Genomic DNA, 15694 nt, shown 5'->3' with positions numbered 1-15694 from the left:
GTTAGTTGCGTTACACGAACATTATAGCGATAGCGCGCTGATCAGCCACCCCAAGCCCTCGCACGCCGTACCGCGTCGTGGCGTCTTGCCTGCCGGCGCGACTCTTCCGCGCCTTGTGCGGCGCGTTCGTAGGCCGACACCGCGAATGCAAATACCGCCGGCAACGCGTTGGAGTGTCCGAAGTCGACGGCCTCGTCGGTTTCTGGCCAGGCGAGGTCGCCCGGCCGCTGAAAGAGGCCAAGCATCAAGGCGTCGTGGCGGCTGGCAAAGCCGAGATCCGCGAGGGCTTCGGCCTCGATGGCATGCAGCAGGCGCCACGTTAGCGGCACCTGCCGCGCGATATAACGCTGCGCGATGTTGCGAACGATGTGTTCGAGGTCGCGTGCGGCGGCCTGAAAGCGCAAGGCCGCCAGAGCGGGCTCACGCGGTAGTTCGGTTGGGAGGGACATCGACGGCTCCAGTCGGACTTTCACTGTATAAATATACAGTAGTCGGACCGATCGCGCAGCCTCGTCCGTTCGGTCAGCGCCAGCCGTGAGGCGGGCCGTCAGCCGTGAATCACCACCAGCAGCGCGCGTGCTTCACCCTTGCCGGCGTTGCGGATCGCATGCGCCTGATCGGCAATGTAGCGCGCCGTGTCCGCGGCCTTCAGACGCTGCGTCGCGCCGGCCGCCTCCACCTCGATGCTTCCTTGCAGCACAGTGAGATGCTCGCGCGTGCCGGGTTCGTGCGCGGCCGAAACCAGCGCCCCGCCGGGCTTGAGCGTTAGCTCATACCATTCGAAGTGGCCGGCCAGCTCAATGGGTCCCCACACGCGCAACTGGTAACCCGCGTCGTGGCCGTGCAGCGTTGGGATGTCGTGCGGCCCGGCCACCGCGATCGCCTCGGGCGCCTTCGGGGCGGCGAACAGCGAATCGAGTTTGACGCCCAGCGCGTTCGTGAGCCGCCATGCCACGGCAATGGTCGGGTTCGCCTTGTCGCGCTCGATTTCCGATAGCATGGATTTTGAGACGCCCGCGGCGCGCGAGAGGTCGTCGAGCGTCATCCTGCGCTCGGTGCGCAGCCGCTGGATCTGCTCGCCCACGCGCGGCGGCGCGATGGCCGGTATGGCGGAAGCAGGTAGTACGTGAGTTGCGGCCGACGCAGGGGCGTCAGGAACGGCGCCCGCCGGGGCGGATCGCGGTTTGCGGGTGCTTGCCATTCACGGCCTCATCGATTAGAGTGCGTTCGACATATCGAACTCAGGTTCGAAATAAAGGAAATTTTCGCCAACGGCTGACGGCGACTATAGCAAACTGCAGACCAACCGCAGGCCTGTCGCAGCAAAACTGCGGCAGGCCGCAGCGATGTGAGGAGCACGATTCATGCGTACCCCGTATCTCGACCACTTGCGCGCGACGCTCGACCAGATTCGCGCCGATGGCTTCTACAAGAACGAGCGCGTGATCGCCACGCCGCAGTCGGCCGACATCCGGCTCGCAGACGGCAGCGACGTGCTCAACTTCTGCGCAAACAACTACCTCGGCCTCGCCAACGACGCGCGTCTCATCGCCGCCGCAAAGGACGGGCTCGAGCGCGATGGTTTCGGCATGGCGTCGGTGCGTTTCATCTGCGGCACGCAAAGCGTGCACAAGCAGCTCGAAAGCGCGCTCGCCACGTTTTTGCAAACCGAAGACTGCATTCTCTATTCCAGCTGTTTCGACGCGAACGGCGGTCTCTTCGAAACGCTGCTCGGCGAGGAAGACGCCATCATCAGCGACGAACTCAATCACGCAAGCATCATCGACGGCGTGCGCCTTTCGAAGGCGCGCCGCTATCGCTACAAGAACAACGATCTTTCGGATCTCGAAGCAAAGCTGAAAGAAGCGGACGAAGCCGGCGCGCGCTACAAGCTCATCGCCACCGACGGCGTGTTTTCGATGGACGGCATCATCGCCGACCTCAAGGGCATCTGCGATCTCGCGGACCGCTACGACGCGCTCGTGATGGTCGACGACTCGCACGCGGTCGGCTTCATCGGCGAGCACGGACGCGGCACGCCGGAGCACTGCGGCGTCCTGCAGCGCGTGGACATCATCACCGGCACACTCGGCAAGGCGCTGGGTGGCGCGTCGGGTGGCTATATCGCGGCGAAGCAGGAAGTCGTCGACTTGCTGCGCCAGCGCTCGCGCCCCTATCTTTTCTCGAACACGCTGACGCCGAGCATCGCGGCCGCCACGCTTGCGGTGCTCGAGTTGATTGAGAGCGACGAAGGCGCACAACTGCGCCGCCAGGTACGCGAGAACGGCGCACAGTTCCGTCGCGAAATGAGCGCGCTCGGCTTCACGCTCGTGCCCGGCGAGCACCCGATCATTCCGGTGATGCTGGGCGATGCCCAGGTCGCCTCGAAAATGGCCGACGCGCTGCTGCACGAGGGCGTCTACGTCATCGGCTTTTCGTATCCCGTCGTGCCCAAGGGCCGCGCGCGCATTCGCACGCAGATGAGCGCCGCGCACACGTCCGCACAGATCGGCCGCGCCGTCGAGGCGTTTGCGCGGGTCGGCAGGCAGCTCGGCGTGATTTGACAAGGATTGCGAATCAAATGAAAGCACTCGCCAAACTCGAACGCGCGCCCGGACTCACGCTCACGCGCGTGAAGAAGCCCGAAGTCGGCCACAACGACGTGATGATCAAGATCCGCAAGACCGCGATCTGTGGCACGGACATCCACATCTGGAAATGGGACGACTGGGCGCAGAAGACCATTCCGGTACCGATGCACGTGGGCCACGAATACGTGGGCGAGATCGTCGAAATGGGCCAGGAGGTGCGCGGCTTCCAGATTGGCGATCGCGTATCGGGCGAAGGGCACATCACCTGCGGCTTTTGCCGCAATTGCCGCGCGGGGCGGCGTCACCTGTGCCGCAACACCACGGGCGTCGGCGTGAACCGCGAAGGCGCGTTCGCCGAATACCTCGTGATTCCGGCCTTCAACGCGTTCAAGATTCCGCCCGAGATCTCCGACGATCTCGCCGCGATCTTCGATCCGTTCGGCAATGCCACGCACACGGCGCTTTCGTTCAACCTCGTGGGCGAGGACGTGCTGATTACGGGCGCGGGGCCGATCGGCATCATGGCGGTGGCGATCGCGAAGCACGTCGGGGCGCGCAACGTCGTCATCACGGACGTCAACGACTACCGGCTCGAGCTTGCGCGCAGGATGGGCGCAACGCGCGCCGTGAACGTTTCGCGCGAGTCGCTGCGCGACGTGATGAACGAACTGCACATGGCCGAAGGCTTCGACGTGGGCCTCGAAATGTCGGGTGTGCCGAGCGCGTTTACGGCGTTGCTCGAGTCGATGAACCACGGCGGCAAGGTGGCGCTGCTCGGCATCCCGCCCGCGCAAACCGCCATCGACTGGAATCAGGTCATCTTCAAGGGGCTGGAAATCAAGGGCATCTACGGCCGCGAGATGTTCGAGACCTGGTACAAGATGGTCGCGATGCTGCAGAGCGGGCTCGATCTCTCGCCCATCATCACGCACCGCTTCGGGGTGGACGACTACGAGAAGGGCTTTGCGGCCATGCTCTCGGGCGAGAGCGGCAAGGTGATTCTCGACTGGACCACGGCCTGAACGCGAATCGATTTGGTGAAGCTGTTACGGCGCTGCGCCCGGCGCCGGCTGTTCGAATTCGGCCTCGATGCGCACGTCGATCTCGTCGCCCACGGCGGGATACCAGCTCGTCAACCCGAACGCCGAGCGCTTGAAACGGCCCGATGCGGTGAAGCCTAACGTAGGCTGCTTCGTGAGCGGATTCGGCGCGTAGCCATTCAAGGTGACGTCGAGCGTCACCGGTTGCGTTACGCCGCGTATCGTGAGATTACCGGTGAGCGTGCCGCTCCCTTCGCCCGTGCGCTCGAAGTGCGTGCTCGTGAAGCGGATCTGCGCATAGCGTGCTACATCGAGCATCTGCGGTCCTTTGACCATGGTGTCGAGCGCACTGACATTGGTGTCGAGGCTCGTGGCGTCGATGGTTGCGTCGACCGCGGCCGCTTCGAGGCCGCCTGCCTGCCAGTCGAGCGTCGCCTGCGCGCGGTCGAAGCGCATGACGAAGCGCGTGTAGTGGAAGTGATCGACGTCGAACACGACGCTCCAGTGATGCGCATCCATCACGTAGTGTCCCGCCGGCACGTCGGCTTCCGTGCGGCTCACGCTGTGCGTGACCACGCGCAGCGGCGTACAAGCGGCGAGACTCGCCGCGCACAGCGCCACGCAGAAGGCGCGGCGCGAGCCGCGAACGAGGGGCGCAAGCGATACCAGCGGCCGGTCTTTCATCTCATCTCCCTTTGACTCGTCGACACCCGTAAGGACGTTTGGCGACGTGCGTTTCTTCCATCCGGTTCGCGAAGCATAACGCGACGGGGCCGGATCGCGGCGACCCGCGCAGTTTCTCGTCCAGGTCACGCGCACATTGCGCGCCGCGCGAAACTCGGGTCTCATACGCCGATTGGAGCCCGAACGAGCGGAGAGCCGACCATGCCAGCCACGAACCACGCCGTGCGTTTTCACGCCACGCTCGTGCGCGACGTCGACGCGATGACGGCCGCCACGGCGCGCGCGTTCGGGCGTCACACGCACGACCAGTACGGCATTGGCGTGATCGATCGCGGCGGCCATGTCTCGCTCAGCGATGCGGGCCAGGTCGAGGCCGTGCCGGGCGACCTCATCCTCGTCAATCCGGGCGAGGTGCACGACGGCCGCCCGCTCGACGCCGCCGGGCGCACGTGGCGCATGTTGTATTTCGAGCCGCGCTGGGTCGACGCGCTGCAAGCCGACATCACGCAAGGTGACGACGCCACTTTTGCGCTCCACGCGCCGGTGATCAGTGAACCGCGTTTGCGCGCGCTGTTCGATGCGGCTTTCACTCATATCACCGACCCACACCATGACCTCTCGCAGATGGCCTTCGACGCCGCCGCGCTCGAGATGATGACCCGGCTCGTCGAGGCGCTCGGCCACCGGCGCGTGCTCGCGCAGTGCTCACCGGCGTCGCTCGCGCGCGTGCGCGACATGATCGACACCGACCCGGCCCAACCGTTCTTACTCGCCGAACTCGCGCAGGCGGCGGGGCTGAGCCGCTTCCAGCTCCATCGCGGCTTTTTGCGTGCGTTCGGTGTCGCGCCGCACGGCTACATCCTGCATCGCCGCGTGGCGCTCGCGCGGCGCCTGCTCAAGGCGGGCCATGCCCCGGCGCAGACCGCGCTGGCCGCCGGTTTTTGCGACCAGAGCCACTTGAACCGCGCGTTCGCGCGGCAGTTCGGCGTATCGCCGGGGCGTTACCGGCTTGCGCGCGGCATGAGTCGCACGCGCATCATCCGCTGACGCACAACGATCCAAGACGGCGCGCCGTCGTGAGCCTATACAGGCGTATCACCACGAGGAGCGCTCCATGTCGAACCGATTGCCGTCGCGCGAAAACGCGCGGCGCTTGACCCTCTCCCCCCGATCCGTCGCGCAGGCGCAATTGACGGCGGCCATGCTCACCGTGGGCAGCACGGTCATTGCGAGCAAGGCCATCGGCGCCGGGCTCGATCCGCTGCCGGCCACCGCGCTGCGCTTCGGGATGGCGTTGCCGGTCTTTCTGCTGCTCATGCGTCTGACCGGTACGGCGTTTCCGCGTCCCGGCCTGCGCGACGCGCTGTTGCTCGTCTCACAGGCTGCGATCGGTAGCGTCGGATATACGGTCTTGCTGATCGCGGGCACGCAGCGTACTTCGGCGAGCGATGCCGGCATCATCCTCGGCACGCTACCGGCGGTCTGCGCGTTGACGGCGGCGCTGGTGCTCGGAGAGCGGCTGCGCGCAAGGACGCTCGTTTCGGTGACGATCGCGAGCCTCGGCGTGGCGATGATCACACTCGCGCCCGGCGAGCATCGCGATGGCGCTCGCTCGCTCACGGGCGACGCGATGATCCTTGGCGCCGTCGTGTGCGAAAGCCTGTTCGTCCTGCTGAACAAACGGCTGTCGCAACCGTGGCCGCCCCTTGCGCAGGCGAGCGCGATGACGGGCATCGGCTTCGTCGTAGCGGGCTTGTGCGCGCTGCCCGGCTGGTTTGGCGCGGCTCACACCGTGCAGTTGAACGCCTTGCTCGGCGTGGCGTATTACGCGCTCGTGCCGACGGTGGCCGGATTCTGGCTCTGGTATGCGGGCGCGGCGCGCGTGCCGGGCGGCGAGGCCGCAGTCTTTACCGCGGTGGCGCCGGTGTCGAGCGTGGCGCTGGCCACGGTGCTGCTCGGCGAGCCGCTTACGCTCACGCGCGTGCTCGGCCTCACGCTGGTCGTGGTCGCCGTGTTCGCGGTCTCAGGACGCGGGCTGTGGGATCGCGTTAGGGCGCAGCGTAGCGCGCGCGACAGCAAAGTGTCTTGACTTGGGAGAATGATCGTTCTACATTGCGGACTGGGAGAACGATCATTCTCCCGCTGATCTTCGCAATCCCGCCGCAATCGCGCCCAACGAGACTAGCCATGAGCCCGCCCGCCGTAACGAACACCGAAGCGAACGCAGACGCGCCGCAGGCCGATGCGCGCGAGCGCCTGCTCGAAGCCGCTGAGGCGCTGATCTACGCGGGCGGCATTCACGCAACGGGCGTCGATGCGATCGTTCGCGCGGCGGGGGCGGCGCGCAAGAGCTTCTACACGTATTTCGAATCGAAGGACGCGCTCGTCGCGGCTGCGCTTTCGCGGCGCGACGAGCGCTGGATGCGCTGGTTCGTCGCCGGCACGCTCGCGCGTGGACGCACGCCGCAGGCACGCCTTGTCGGCATGTTCGACGTATTGCGCGAGTGGTTCACGTCCGAAGGCTTTCACGGTTGCGCGTTTCTCAACGCCGCCGGCGAGATCGCGTCGCCTGCCGACCCCGTGCGCGTGGTCGCGCGCGAACACAAGGAGCGTCTGCTCGACTTCGTGCGCGAACAGAGCGAGGCGTGGGCCGCAATCGTCGGCGTCGATCGCCGGATCGCCGCCCGTCTCGCGCGGCAATGGCTGATCCTGATCGATGGCGCGATCGGCGTCGCGCTCGTCAGCGGCGACGCCGATGCGGCGCTCGACGCACGCGCGGCAGGCCGATCGTTGCTCGACGCCCTCGCACCGAAAAGCGGTTCCGATTCCCCAAGCCAATCCCAAAACCGATCCCCATCGCGCGCACCGCCACGGCGCGCCGCCCAACGCAAGGAGCAAGACCATGAGTGATTCGCCCGAAGTGCGTCCGCCGCTGCCGCCGTTCACGCGCGAGAGCGCCATACAGAAAGTGCGCGCAGCGGAAGACGGCTGGAACACGCGCGACCCGCAACGCGTTTCACTTGCATACACGCCGCAAAGCGTGTGGCGCAATCGCGCCGAGTTCGTGACGGGCCGCGGGGCCATCGTCGAACTTCTCACGCGCAAGTGGGCGCGCGAACTCGACTATCGCCTGATCAAGGAGCTATGGGCGTACACGGACAATCGCATCGCGGTGCGATTCGCCTATGAGTGGCACGACGATTCGGGCAGCTGGTTCCGCTCGTATGGCAACGAAAACTGGGAATTCGACGCGAACGGCCTGATGGCGCGCCGTCACGCATCGATCAACGACCTGCCGATCCGCGAGGCGGATCGTCTCTATCACTGGCCGCTCGGGCGCCGTCCCGACGATCATCCGGGCCTCTCCGACCTCGGCCTCTGACGCTTCGCTTTCATCGGGACGACTCGCTACGCTGGCACCATGCCGGCGGCGAGCGCGTTGCCCGATCCGAGCCTCGACTCCATTGCGCACGCTTCGGGTTGCGGTACAGTTCGTCATTCACCGCGAACCAGCAATCAGAAAACTGACGATCCTCAAGCGGATCGGCGCAAGAAAGGACGGAGAGCCCATGCGGTTTTGGCAGAAGCAAGGTGACGCAGCAACGATAACGACAACGGCAGCGACAAAACTGGCGAGGAAAACGAAACGCGGCGCGGCTGCAGCCCTGTCGCTCCTGCCGGTGCTGCTGTTCGGCACGGCGCAGCCGGCGCACGCGGCGAACTGGTGTAGTTCGGGCCTGTGGGTCGATGCGATGGTGGGCTCGTACCACATCCATCCCGACAAGGACTTCGAACAATTCAATCCAGGCCTCGGCATCGAATGCTGGCCCGGCGACACGTGGGCCCTTACGGCAGGCGGTTTTCGCAACTCGTTGCGCCGGCCCTCTTATTATGGCGGCGCAGTTTGGGCGCCCGAGTTTCTGCACTGGGGCTTCGTGCGGCTCGCGGCGATGGGCGGCATCATCTCCGGCTACAACTATGGCAACTGGGGCCTCGGCCACGATCATACGATCGGGCCCGTGGTCGCGCCTATCGTGATGGTCGCGTACAAGCGCGTGGGCGTGAACTTCATCGTCATTCCGCCGATACCGTCTGACGATCTGCCGTTTACCATCGGGTTTCAGTTGCGGTTCAAGTTCTAGGGTCCAACGTCCTCCCGCAAACTCTCACCTTTGCTGCTCACCTGACGCCTTTGCCATATTGGCGTCAGTGACGTGCCACGGCGTGACCCTAAGATACGAGCCTTCGCCTTACAGGCGCGAGACGCAACGCGCTATCCAAGTCAGAGGAAAGAATGAAGAAGTTCACACGCATGCTGATCGCTGCAGGCGCGCTGGCAATGAGCGCTGGTGCTACGGCCGCCGTGGCCGCTGAGCCCACCTGGTTGCCGGCAACGGCGGCTGCAAGCTTGCAGAATGCTAGTGCGATCGTCGAAGGCGCGAATGGGCCGAACGTGAAGTCGACGCTTTATGTCTTTATGGACCCAAACTGTATTTACTGTCACTTAGTGTGGAAAGCGCTGCAACCGTATGAAGCGGTCGGCCTGCAGGTGCATTGGATTCCTATGGGCTTTCTGAAGCCCGATTCGGCGGGCAAGGCGGCTGCGCTGCTGGAGGCGAAAGACGGCGCCGCGCTGCTCAAAGAGCTGGAAACGCATTACTCGGAGAAGGACGAATCGGGCGGCATCGCCCCGCTCGCGCACATCTCCGCCGCCGACAAGAACAAGCTCGACGACAACATCAAGCTCTTTCAGGACCTCGGTTTCGACGGTACGCCTACGCTTGTTTATCAGGGCTCGGGCGGACGCTGGGCCAATGTCAGCGGCTTGCCGAAGCTGGACGACTTGCCGGGCATGCTGAATCTGCCGGCGCAACCCATCACCGATGCCGAGTTGCAGAAGTATCGTTGAGCGCGCGCGGCGGTGAGTCATTCACCGCATCGTGAGTTCACCGATACAACGATAGGTGAGGAGTTCCAGGAGTCGAATGTCGTGCGCTCCTCCCGAAAAGCCTCACCTTTGTTCTCGCAGCCCAGGTTTCAGAACTTGTAATCGGGATTCTTCGGATCGAATGCTTCGTCGTCGAAGGACTTCGGCGTGATGCTGTCGATGACGATTTTCTCGAACATCTGTCCGTCGTCGCCGTAGGCTTCGACGGTGCGGAAATACGGATGCCGCAGGTCCAGCCCCAGCGTCTGCTTCTTCGCGTAGAACTGCGGCTTGCCGCTCGGCGAAACGTAGGTCAGCGCTACCACACGCACGCCGTCTATCGTTTTTACCTCGACTTGCGGCTTGTAGGACGCGCCCACTTCGACGTACTTCTTCGCGTCGGTCATGAACTGGCTCACGATGAATTCGGTGCCGAGATCCGTGATCTTGTGATTGGATTGCGAGCGCGCGAGCGTGCCGTCGAGTGCGGTCCACATCGGCATCACGCCGAGCAGGCCGCCCAGGTGTCCGTACATTTCGTCGCTGCGCTTCGAGGCGTCGTAGATCACCTCCTCGCCCGAATGATCGCCGTCGGGCAGCCATTTCGCGTAGATGCGCAGCGGCTCGTGCTCGAGCTTCACTAGCATGTGCGCGGGCTTCGCGGGCCACTTGCCGTTCAGGCGCTCCCAGCGCGACAGCACGAATTCGTATGAGGGATAGCCCGCCGGGCCGAGCTTGATGAGCGTGGGCACGACGAGCGGATCGAACGCCTCGAAGAGCGCGGTCAGTTGCGCATCGTCCATCTTCGTGAGCGTGTCGTTCTTCTGTGCGCGCTGCAGCCAGCGCACCTGTTGATCGACGCTCAGTTTTGCGACTTCGGCGGCGGACGCTGCGCTTTGCGATGCGTCGCTTGTTTGCGCGCCGTTGCCTTGCGCGAATGCCGCGCTGCTGGCGAGCGCAAGCGCCGCACACGCGATGAACGTCCGCGCTTTCTGAATTTTCATTTCCTGTCTCCCTTGATGAATGCTTGCGGCCCGCGCATTCGCACGCGGGCCGACGCATTTTTCGGCTTCGCGATTTCCTCTTCACGCAGCGCACGCCGTGTGGCGAGGCCGGCTAAGTCACAGACGGATTGCCCAACACGCCCGGTGCCGGCGAACCGATGTCCGTGCGCGACTCATCCGCCTCGATCGCGCGCGCGTGGCTCGCGTGCACTGTGCCCGAGAGCGCGGAGAGCAGCCAGTCGTAGGTCGTGGACGGCGCGGTGACGGGCAGCATATGGCCGCCGCTCACCACCTTGAGCGTCACCTGGCTCGTGAGGCGGCTGAGCGCCTCGCCGTGTCGGGTCCAGTCGAGCACGACGTCGTGACGGCCAAACAGAACATCAACGGGAACGCTCAGTTCTGCGTAGCGTTGTTCCATCTGCACGAGATCATCGGCGTCTTCAATCGCGACGAGATCGGCGGAGGCGTTGTAGAAGCCGCTGGGCCGCAAGCTCAGGAGTCCGCCGCCGCGTGTGCGGAAATCGCCCGGTACGGCCTCGGGCGCGAACACCTGCTTGAGGACCGCGGAACTGGTCGCGAGGCCGATGGGCGTAGCGAACGTGCACGCCACGAAGCGGCGCACGGCGTTCGAGCGCAGCACGAGCGCGCGGAAGGCCTTGGGCACCTCGGTCTGCACGTGCGTGAGCGGCGCGATCAGCGCGAGCCGCGAAACGGCGTGCGGATGATCGAGCGCTACGGCCAGCGCGATCGCGCCGCCGAGCGAATGCCCGACGAGCACCGGCGATTCGAGACCCAGCGCTTCGATGAAGCGCGCGACCGTGCGCGCCTGCGCGCGGATGGTCGCCGATGCGTGCGGCCCGCGTGTGGAGTAGCCGGAACCCGGGCGATCGATGAGTATCACGCGATGTTCTCGCGCGAGCGCCTGCATGGGCAGCCACGCGAAGTTGCGCATTTGTCCGCTCAGGCCGTGAATGAACACGATGGGCGGCCCACTGCCGAACTCGACGTAATGAATCCGGTCGCCGTCGATGTCGACCAATTGACCGTCCATCGGCACGGCGGCTTCGATGCGGCGCGTGGCGCGTCGCGTGAATGCGGCGAGCGCGGCGAGTGCAGCGCCGGCTGCAACGACCGCGGCAGGCAGGGCAAGTGGGTTCACTGGCGGTCCTCTGGGGGCAGGTTGGGTTCGAAGCCTTGTGCGCGTGACGAAGCGCAAGTGGCAAAACGCGTGAAGCGCGCCGCGATCTGCCGCGCCTCGCTCACCACCGCCCAATGCGGCGCGGCGATAATCTCGCGCTGATGTTGTCCAAGCCAGCGCTCGATGCCTTCGGACATGGCCGGCGTGACATAGCGGTCGAAACGCGGCACGATGAACTGTACCGGAATACGCGTGCTGCGCTCGCGCGGGCGCCGCGCACACGCAAGAAAATTCGCGCGATAGAGTTGCAGCCCGTTGAGCGCGTTGCGCAACTGCCGGGGATCAGGCTCGACGCGCACGCGCTCGGTCTTGCGCAGCCACCACGGCCACAACGCCGCGCCGCCAAGCCGCCAGGCGAGTTCGGGCACGAACGGCAGATGAAAGAACGCGATGTACCACGACTTCAGCAACTGCGCCGGGACGCGCGGCTTGAGAAAAACATGGTCGAGACACGGGCCGGATATCGAGGTGTACGAAGCAATGCGCGAAGCGTTCGCCGGATCGGTCACGGCCTCCCAGCACTGGATCGATCCCCAGTCGTGCGCCAGCAGATGAAACGGCTGCGCGCCGCAGGTGGCATTGGCGACCGCAAACAGATCGCGCGCGAGTTGCGCGAGCGCGTAGCCAGACTGCGCACGCGGCGCTTCGGAGGCCCCCATGCCGCGCACGTCGTAGGCGATCACGCGAAAGCGCGTCTCCAGTTCGCTGCGCAGCGCGCTCCAGATGCGCGCCGAGTCCGGGTAGCCGTGCACGAGCACGACGGGCGGCGCATCGTTGGGCACGCTGACGTAGACCGCGAGGCGCACGTCGTCGGACTGGACGAACACGGGTTCGGGTGCGCCGCGCATGACGTGGCTCACACCGCGCGCGGCGTTGTCGCCGGATGCAGCGGCACGCGGCGCGGGGCGGCGCGCGAGGCGTACTGCGCGTTGGTCTCGTCGATCTGCGCAACGAGGCCGTCGATGCGCGCGAGATGGCGCCGGTTGTCGTGATCCCACGGATGAAAGCCGGGCTTGAAAAAGCGCAGCCATTCGAGCGCGATGCCGGGAAACACGCCGTGACGCGGCCCGTAGAGAAACTTCACAAGTTTCCATGTGCCGCGCACCTTGCCCTGGCGTCGGCGGTGCGCGCGCAAAAGCGCCAGATGATAGTCGAGCACGATGAGCCAGAAGAGAACCGTGGTGGCGAGCATCGTACCGGTTCGCATGAAATAGCGCTTGACGCCTGGCTCGATCACGAGATTCCAGACATCGAACGAGACCGACTTGTGCTCGGTTTCCTCCAGCGCGTGCCAGAGCCACATCTGCTTGTAGCCCGCCACCGAGCCTTCGATGCGCGTGCCCGTATCGGCGAGCAGCAGGTCGGCGAGCATGGCCGTGTAGTGTTCGAGCGCCACGGTTTGCGCGAGTTGCAGCGAAGGCGGCAACACCTTGCGCGCGAAGTTGAGGATGGACCACAACCGCTTGTCGAGCTTGTGCGCAGGCAAGCCCGCCGCCTGCAGCAAGTCGTTGTATTCGACATGTTCGCGCGTGTGCATCGCCTCCTGCCCGATGAAGCCCATGACCTGCTTCTTGAGTTCGGGGTCCTCGATGCGGTCGCGATAGTGCCGCACCGAATCCATGAAGAAGCGCTCGCCCGCGGGAAAGAGCAGCGAAAGCGCGTTGAAGAAGTGGGTGACCGGCACGCCCTCGACGTGCCAGTCACAGGCCCTTTCGGGCGGTAATGCGAAGCGGATGTCGCGCCGTATCGGCATCATGTTATGGCTCCCTGTTGTGTGCCTGCTGTTATTCATTGCGTGGCGGCGGACCCGCGCGCGGCGCGGCGGCGCGCCTTCGCGGCTTCGCGCCGCGCGCTCATCACGACCAGCGCCTGGTACGCGGCGGGCAGCGTGCGCGCGAGCCAGTCGGCTGCGCGCGCGTCGCGGCCAATCAGTACGCGCCGCGCGTTGCGCCTCACGCCGTTCAGGATGATGCGGGCAGCGTCGTCGGCGGTGGTGATGAAGAACTTCTCGAAGTCGTCTTTGCCTTGCTGCTCGCTCGCCACCATAAAGCCGACCATGTTGTGCGCCACGCGGCTCGATTGCGCGATGTTCGTGCGAATGCCGCCCGGATGCACGCAGGTCGCGGACACGCCGCAGCGCATCATGTCGAGTTCCTGGCGCAGCGCTTCGGTAAAGCCGCGCACGGCATATTTGGTCGCGTTGTAGCCGCTCATGCCTGGTTGTGCGAAAAGACCGAACACGCTCGACGTATTGACGATGTGTCCGTCGCCGCTCGCCTTCAGATGCGGCAGAAATGCCTTCGTGCCATGCACGACGCCCCAGAAGTTGATATTCACGATCCACTCGAGGTCGCTGTACGCCATGCCTTCGATGGTGCTCGACAGCGCGACTGCCGCGTTGTTGAAGACCAGGTTGATGCCGCCGTGCGTGGCGACTGTTTCGTCGGCCCACGCGAATACGGCGTCGCGCTCGCTCACGTCGAGCACGCGCGTGCTCACGCGTACTGAAGGGGCAAGCGCGCCCACGATGCGAGCGGTCTCCTCGAGCGCCGGGGCGTTCCGGTCGGCGAGCGCGAGATGGCAGCCGGCACCGGCAAGCTGGAGCGCGAGCGCGCGGCCCATGCCCGAACCGGCTCCGGTAATGGCGGCGACCTTGTTGTCAAAGCGTTTCATGGGCGGGCTCCGGGTGGGGCGATTGCGCCTGTTCAGGCGGCCTCGGTGGGTTGCGTGGCCACGGCGAGCGGCGCTTCGTGCTGTGCGGCATGCGGCGCGCGATAGACCTGGTAATCGGCGAGGGAGAAGTGCGCGGTGGCGCGGCGAAAGCGCCAGGTGAAACCGGGCCACAGTGTCGTGTTCCTGCCGTTGCGCGGGTCGAGGTACCAGCTCTTGCAGCCGCCCACCGACCAGATCGCGCGGCCAAGCTTGTTCTGGATGCGCTCGTTGTAGCGCGCTTCCACATAGGGCCGCACGTCGATCGAATCGGCGCCGTCGCGCTTCATGGCGGCGAGCGCGCCAAGCACATACTCGATCTGCGATTCGATCATGAACACCATCGAGTTGTGGCCGAGGCCGGTGTTCGGGCCGACCAGCATGAAAAAGTTCGGATAACCAGGCAGACTCGTGCCGAGGTAGGCATGTGCGCCGTTGCGCCAGGTCTTGACGATATCGATGCCGCCGCGGCCCACGATCGTGCCCGGCGGGAATGGATCGGCCACCTGAAAGCCGGTGCCGTAGATCAGGCAATCGACCTCGTGATGCACGCCGTCGGCGGTCACGACGCCGGTGCGGTCCACGCGCTCGATTGCGTTCGTCACCACCTGCACGTTCTTGCGTGAGAGCGCCGGATAGTAGTCGTTCGATATGAGCACGCGCTTGCAGCCGATCGTGTAGTCGGGCGTCACGGCCGCGCGCAGTTCAGGATCGGGCACCTGGTGGCGGATATGGCGCAACGCCAGCTTCTGCACGTTCTTCATGAGCGCGGGATGCACCGCGAAGCCGAGCACGCGCGTTTCGAGCATCCAGTAAAGGCCCGCGCGAGCGAGCGCCTGCGTGATGGGCAGCGTGCGGAACAGCCATTGTTCGAAGCCCGAAATGGCGCGGTCGGGCTTGGGCATGATCCACGGCGGCGTGCGCTGGAAGAGCGAGAGTTGCGCCACGCGCGGCGCGATCTGCGGCACGAACTGAATAGCGCTTGCCCCCGTGCCGATCACGGCGACGCGCTTGCCTTCGAGCGCATAGTCGTGGTCCCAGTGCTGCGAGTGGAAGGCCTTGCCTTCGAAGGTGTCGAGTCCCGCAATCGCCGGCAACGCGGGGCGCGAAAGGCCGCCCATGCCCGAAATCAGCACGCGCGCGGTGAGGCGCCGGCCATTGGCGAACGCAAGGCGCCAGCAGTGTGCGGCTTCGTCCCATGTCGCGTTCGTGAGTTCGTGCCCGAAGTTGAGCCACGGGAAAAGCCGGAAGCGCTCGACGCAGCGATTCAGATAGGCGCGAATCTCGGGCTGCGGCGCGAACATGCGGGTCCAGCGCGGATTGGGTGCGAACGAAAACGAGTACACGTGCGATTGCACGTCGCAGGCGCAACCGGGGTAATGGTTGTCGCGCCAGGTGCCGCCCACGGAGTCAGCCTTCTCGAACACCGCGAAGTCCTGGTTGCCGCTTTGCAGCAGGCGGATCGCCATGCCCAGGCCGGCAAAACCAGTGCCGATGATGGCGATGTCGATCGCGTCGCCGGTACGGGCGGGTGCGTTCAT

At 65.3% G+C, this 15694-nt stretch carries 17 protein-coding genes; 8 read left to right on the top strand and 9 right to left on the bottom strand.

Features of this window, described 5'->3' with window-relative positions; all coding sequences use genetic code 11:
- Window positions 1-41: 41 nt before the first annotated feature.
- The gene (locus tag AB3X99_RS07680) at window positions 42-449 is read right to left on the bottom strand and encodes a DUF2471 family protein (RefSeq protein ID WP_069261548.1); all 408 of its coding nucleotides are present in this window, start codon (window positions 447-449) and stop codon (window positions 42-44) included.
- A 98-nt stretch (window positions 450-547) separates the two neighbouring features.
- Window positions 548-1201 carry a helix-turn-helix domain-containing protein gene (locus tag AB3X99_RS07675; protein ID WP_368616571.1) on the bottom strand — a complete coding sequence of 218 codons (654 nt, stop codon included), beginning with the start codon at window positions 1199-1201 and terminating at the stop codon, window positions 548-550.
- Between the two features lie 163 nt (window positions 1202-1364).
- Between AB3X99_RS07675 and AB3X99_RS07670 the strand changes: the two genes are divergently transcribed.
- Together AB3X99_RS07670 and tdh are read left to right on the top strand one after the other, a co-directional pair.
- The gene (locus AB3X99_RS07670) at window positions 1365-2564 is read left to right on the top strand and encodes a glycine C-acetyltransferase (protein ID WP_069261546.1); all 1200 of its coding nucleotides are present in this window, start codon (window positions 1365-1367) and stop codon (window positions 2562-2564) included.
- 17 nt (window positions 2565-2581) lie between these two features.
- Window positions 2582-3613, top strand: a complete 1032-nt coding sequence (gene tdh / locus AB3X99_RS07665; RefSeq protein ID WP_368606524.1) for an L-threonine 3-dehydrogenase — start codon at window positions 2582-2584, stop codon at window positions 3611-3613.
- Between the two features lie 24 nt (window positions 3614-3637).
- Here the strand turns inward: tdh and AB3X99_RS07660 are convergent, their stop codons facing one another.
- Window positions 3638-4315, bottom strand: a complete 678-nt coding sequence (locus AB3X99_RS07660; protein ID WP_368616570.1) for a YceI family protein — start codon at window positions 4313-4315, stop codon at window positions 3638-3640.
- Window positions 4316-4516: 201 nt separating this feature from the next.
- On the opposite strand from AB3X99_RS07660, the gene AB3X99_RS07655 reads away from it, so the two are divergent.
- The 6 genes from AB3X99_RS07655 (at window position 4517) to AB3X99_RS07630 (ending at window position 9224) form a co-directional block, all read left to right on the top strand.
- Complete coding sequence (locus AB3X99_RS07655) at window positions 4517-5362, top strand: AraC family transcriptional regulator (protein ID WP_368616569.1); 846 nt, start codon at window positions 4517-4519, stop codon at window positions 5360-5362.
- Window positions 5363-5429: 67 nt separating this feature from the next.
- Window positions 5430-6404, top strand: a complete 975-nt coding sequence (locus AB3X99_RS07650) for a DMT family transporter (RefSeq protein ID WP_083244992.1) — start codon at window positions 5430-5432, stop codon at window positions 6402-6404.
- Between the two features lie 98 nt (window positions 6405-6502).
- The gene (locus tag AB3X99_RS07645; RefSeq protein ID WP_368606527.1) at window positions 6503-7225 is read left to right on the top strand and encodes a TetR/AcrR family transcriptional regulator; all 723 of its coding nucleotides are present in this window, start codon (window positions 6503-6505) and stop codon (window positions 7223-7225) included.
- Entirely contained in the window at window positions 7218-7697 is a 480-nt protein-coding gene (locus AB3X99_RS07640; RefSeq protein WP_069261541.1) for a nuclear transport factor 2 family protein, read from the top strand. Before AB3X99_RS07645 ends, AB3X99_RS07640 begins: the two co-directional genes overlap by 8 nt.
- Before the next feature lie 187 nt (window positions 7698-7884).
- Window positions 7885-8457: a hypothetical protein gene (locus AB3X99_RS07635; protein WP_368606528.1), complete on the top strand. Its 573-nt coding sequence runs from the start codon at window positions 7885-7887 to the stop codon at window positions 8455-8457.
- A 170-nt stretch (window positions 8458-8627) separates the two neighbouring features.
- The gene (locus AB3X99_RS07630) at window positions 8628-9224 is read left to right on the top strand and encodes a thioredoxin fold domain-containing protein (protein ID WP_368616568.1); all 597 of its coding nucleotides are present in this window, start codon (window positions 8628-8630) and stop codon (window positions 9222-9224) included.
- Window positions 9225-9352: 128 nt separating this feature from the next.
- On the opposite strand, the gene AB3X99_RS07625 is transcribed toward AB3X99_RS07630, so the two are convergent.
- From AB3X99_RS07625 to AB3X99_RS07600, 6 genes are all read right to left on the bottom strand, one after another.
- Window positions 9353-10246, bottom strand: coding sequence for a DUF1571 domain-containing protein (locus tag AB3X99_RS07625; RefSeq protein WP_368616567.1), 894 nt, complete (start codon window positions 10244-10246; stop codon window positions 9353-9355).
- A gap of 112 nt (window positions 10247-10358) precedes the next feature.
- Window positions 10359-11405: an alpha/beta fold hydrolase gene (locus AB3X99_RS07620; RefSeq protein WP_368616566.1), complete on the bottom strand. Its 1047-nt coding sequence runs from the start codon at window positions 11403-11405 to the stop codon at window positions 10359-10361.
- Window positions 11402-12292, bottom strand: a complete 891-nt coding sequence (locus AB3X99_RS07615) for an alpha/beta fold hydrolase (protein ID WP_368616726.1) — start codon at window positions 12290-12292, stop codon at window positions 11402-11404. Before AB3X99_RS07615 ends, AB3X99_RS07620 begins: the two co-directional genes overlap by 4 nt.
- 8 nt (window positions 12293-12300) lie before the next feature.
- A complete protein-coding gene (locus tag AB3X99_RS07610; protein WP_368616565.1) occupies window positions 12301-13200 on the bottom strand; it encodes a metal-dependent hydrolase in 900 nt (299 codons plus the stop codon).
- 32 nt (window positions 13201-13232) lie between these two features.
- Window positions 13233-14117, bottom strand: a complete 885-nt coding sequence (locus AB3X99_RS07605) for an SDR family NAD(P)-dependent oxidoreductase (protein ID WP_368616564.1) — start codon at window positions 14115-14117, stop codon at window positions 13233-13235.
- Window positions 14118-14149: 32 nt separating this feature from the next.
- A complete protein-coding gene (locus AB3X99_RS07600; RefSeq protein WP_368616563.1) occupies window positions 14150-15694 on the bottom strand; it encodes a flavin-containing monooxygenase in 1545 nt (514 codons plus the stop codon).

Source organism: Paraburkholderia sp. BR10882 (assembly GCF_040948855.1).
In the GTDB taxonomy this organism is placed as follows: domain Bacteria; phylum Pseudomonadota; class Gammaproteobacteria; order Burkholderiales; family Burkholderiaceae; genus Paraburkholderia; species Paraburkholderia nodosa_A.
Note: the sequence above shows the minus strand (reverse complement) of the source record. Positions and strands in the feature narration are given on the sequence as shown.

What these genes read in the sequence shown, in the direction of transcription:
- AB3X99_RS07680 (WP_069261548.1), bottom strand. Translation starts at nt 449, where the DNA reads ATGTCCCTCCCAACCGAACTACCGCGTGAGCCCGCTCTGGCGGCCTTG.
- AB3X99_RS07675 (WP_368616571.1), bottom strand. Translation starts at nt 1,201, where the DNA reads ATGGCAAGCACCCGCAAACCGCGATCCGCCCCGGCGGGCGCCGTTCCT.
- AB3X99_RS07670 (WP_069261546.1), top strand. Translation starts at nt 1,365, where the DNA reads ATGCGTACCCCGTATCTCGACCACTTGCGCGCGACGCTCGACCAGATT.
- tdh (WP_368606524.1), top strand. Translation starts at nt 2,582, where the DNA reads ATGAAAGCACTCGCCAAACTCGAACGCGCGCCCGGACTCACGCTCACG.
- AB3X99_RS07660 (WP_368616570.1), bottom strand. Translation starts at nt 4,315, where the DNA reads ATGAAAGACCGGCCGCTGGTATCGCTTGCGCCCCTCGTTCGCGGCTCG.
- AB3X99_RS07655 (WP_368616569.1), top strand. Translation starts at nt 4,517, where the DNA reads ATGCCAGCCACGAACCACGCCGTGCGTTTTCACGCCACGCTCGTGCGC.
- AB3X99_RS07650 (WP_083244992.1), top strand. Translation starts at nt 5,430, where the DNA reads ATGTCGAACCGATTGCCGTCGCGCGAAAACGCGCGGCGCTTGACCCTC.
- AB3X99_RS07645 (WP_368606527.1), top strand. Translation starts at nt 6,503, where the DNA reads ATGAGCCCGCCCGCCGTAACGAACACCGAAGCGAACGCAGACGCGCCG.
- AB3X99_RS07640 (WP_069261541.1), top strand. Translation starts at nt 7,218, where the DNA reads ATGAGTGATTCGCCCGAAGTGCGTCCGCCGCTGCCGCCGTTCACGCGC.
- AB3X99_RS07635 (WP_368606528.1), top strand. Translation starts at nt 7,885, where the DNA reads ATGCGGTTTTGGCAGAAGCAAGGTGACGCAGCAACGATAACGACAACG.
- AB3X99_RS07630 (WP_368616568.1), top strand. Translation starts at nt 8,628, where the DNA reads ATGCTGATCGCTGCAGGCGCGCTGGCAATGAGCGCTGGTGCTACGGCC.
- AB3X99_RS07625 (WP_368616567.1), bottom strand. Translation starts at nt 10,246, where the DNA reads ATGAAAATTCAGAAAGCGCGGACGTTCATCGCGTGTGCGGCGCTTGCG.
- AB3X99_RS07615 (WP_368616726.1), bottom strand. Translation starts at nt 12,292, where the DNA reads ATGCGCGGCGCACCCGAACCCGTGTTCGTCCAGTCCGACGACGTGCGC.
- AB3X99_RS07610 (WP_368616565.1), bottom strand. Translation starts at nt 13,200, where the DNA reads ATGATGCCGATACGGCGCGACATCCGCTTCGCATTACCGCCCGAAAGG.
- AB3X99_RS07605 (WP_368616564.1), bottom strand. Translation starts at nt 14,117, where the DNA reads ATGAAACGCTTTGACAACAAGGTCGCCGCCATTACCGGAGCCGGTTCG.
- AB3X99_RS07600 (WP_368616563.1), bottom strand. Translation starts at nt 15,694, where the DNA reads ATGAACGCACCCGCCCGTACCGGCGACGCGATCGACATCGCCATCATC.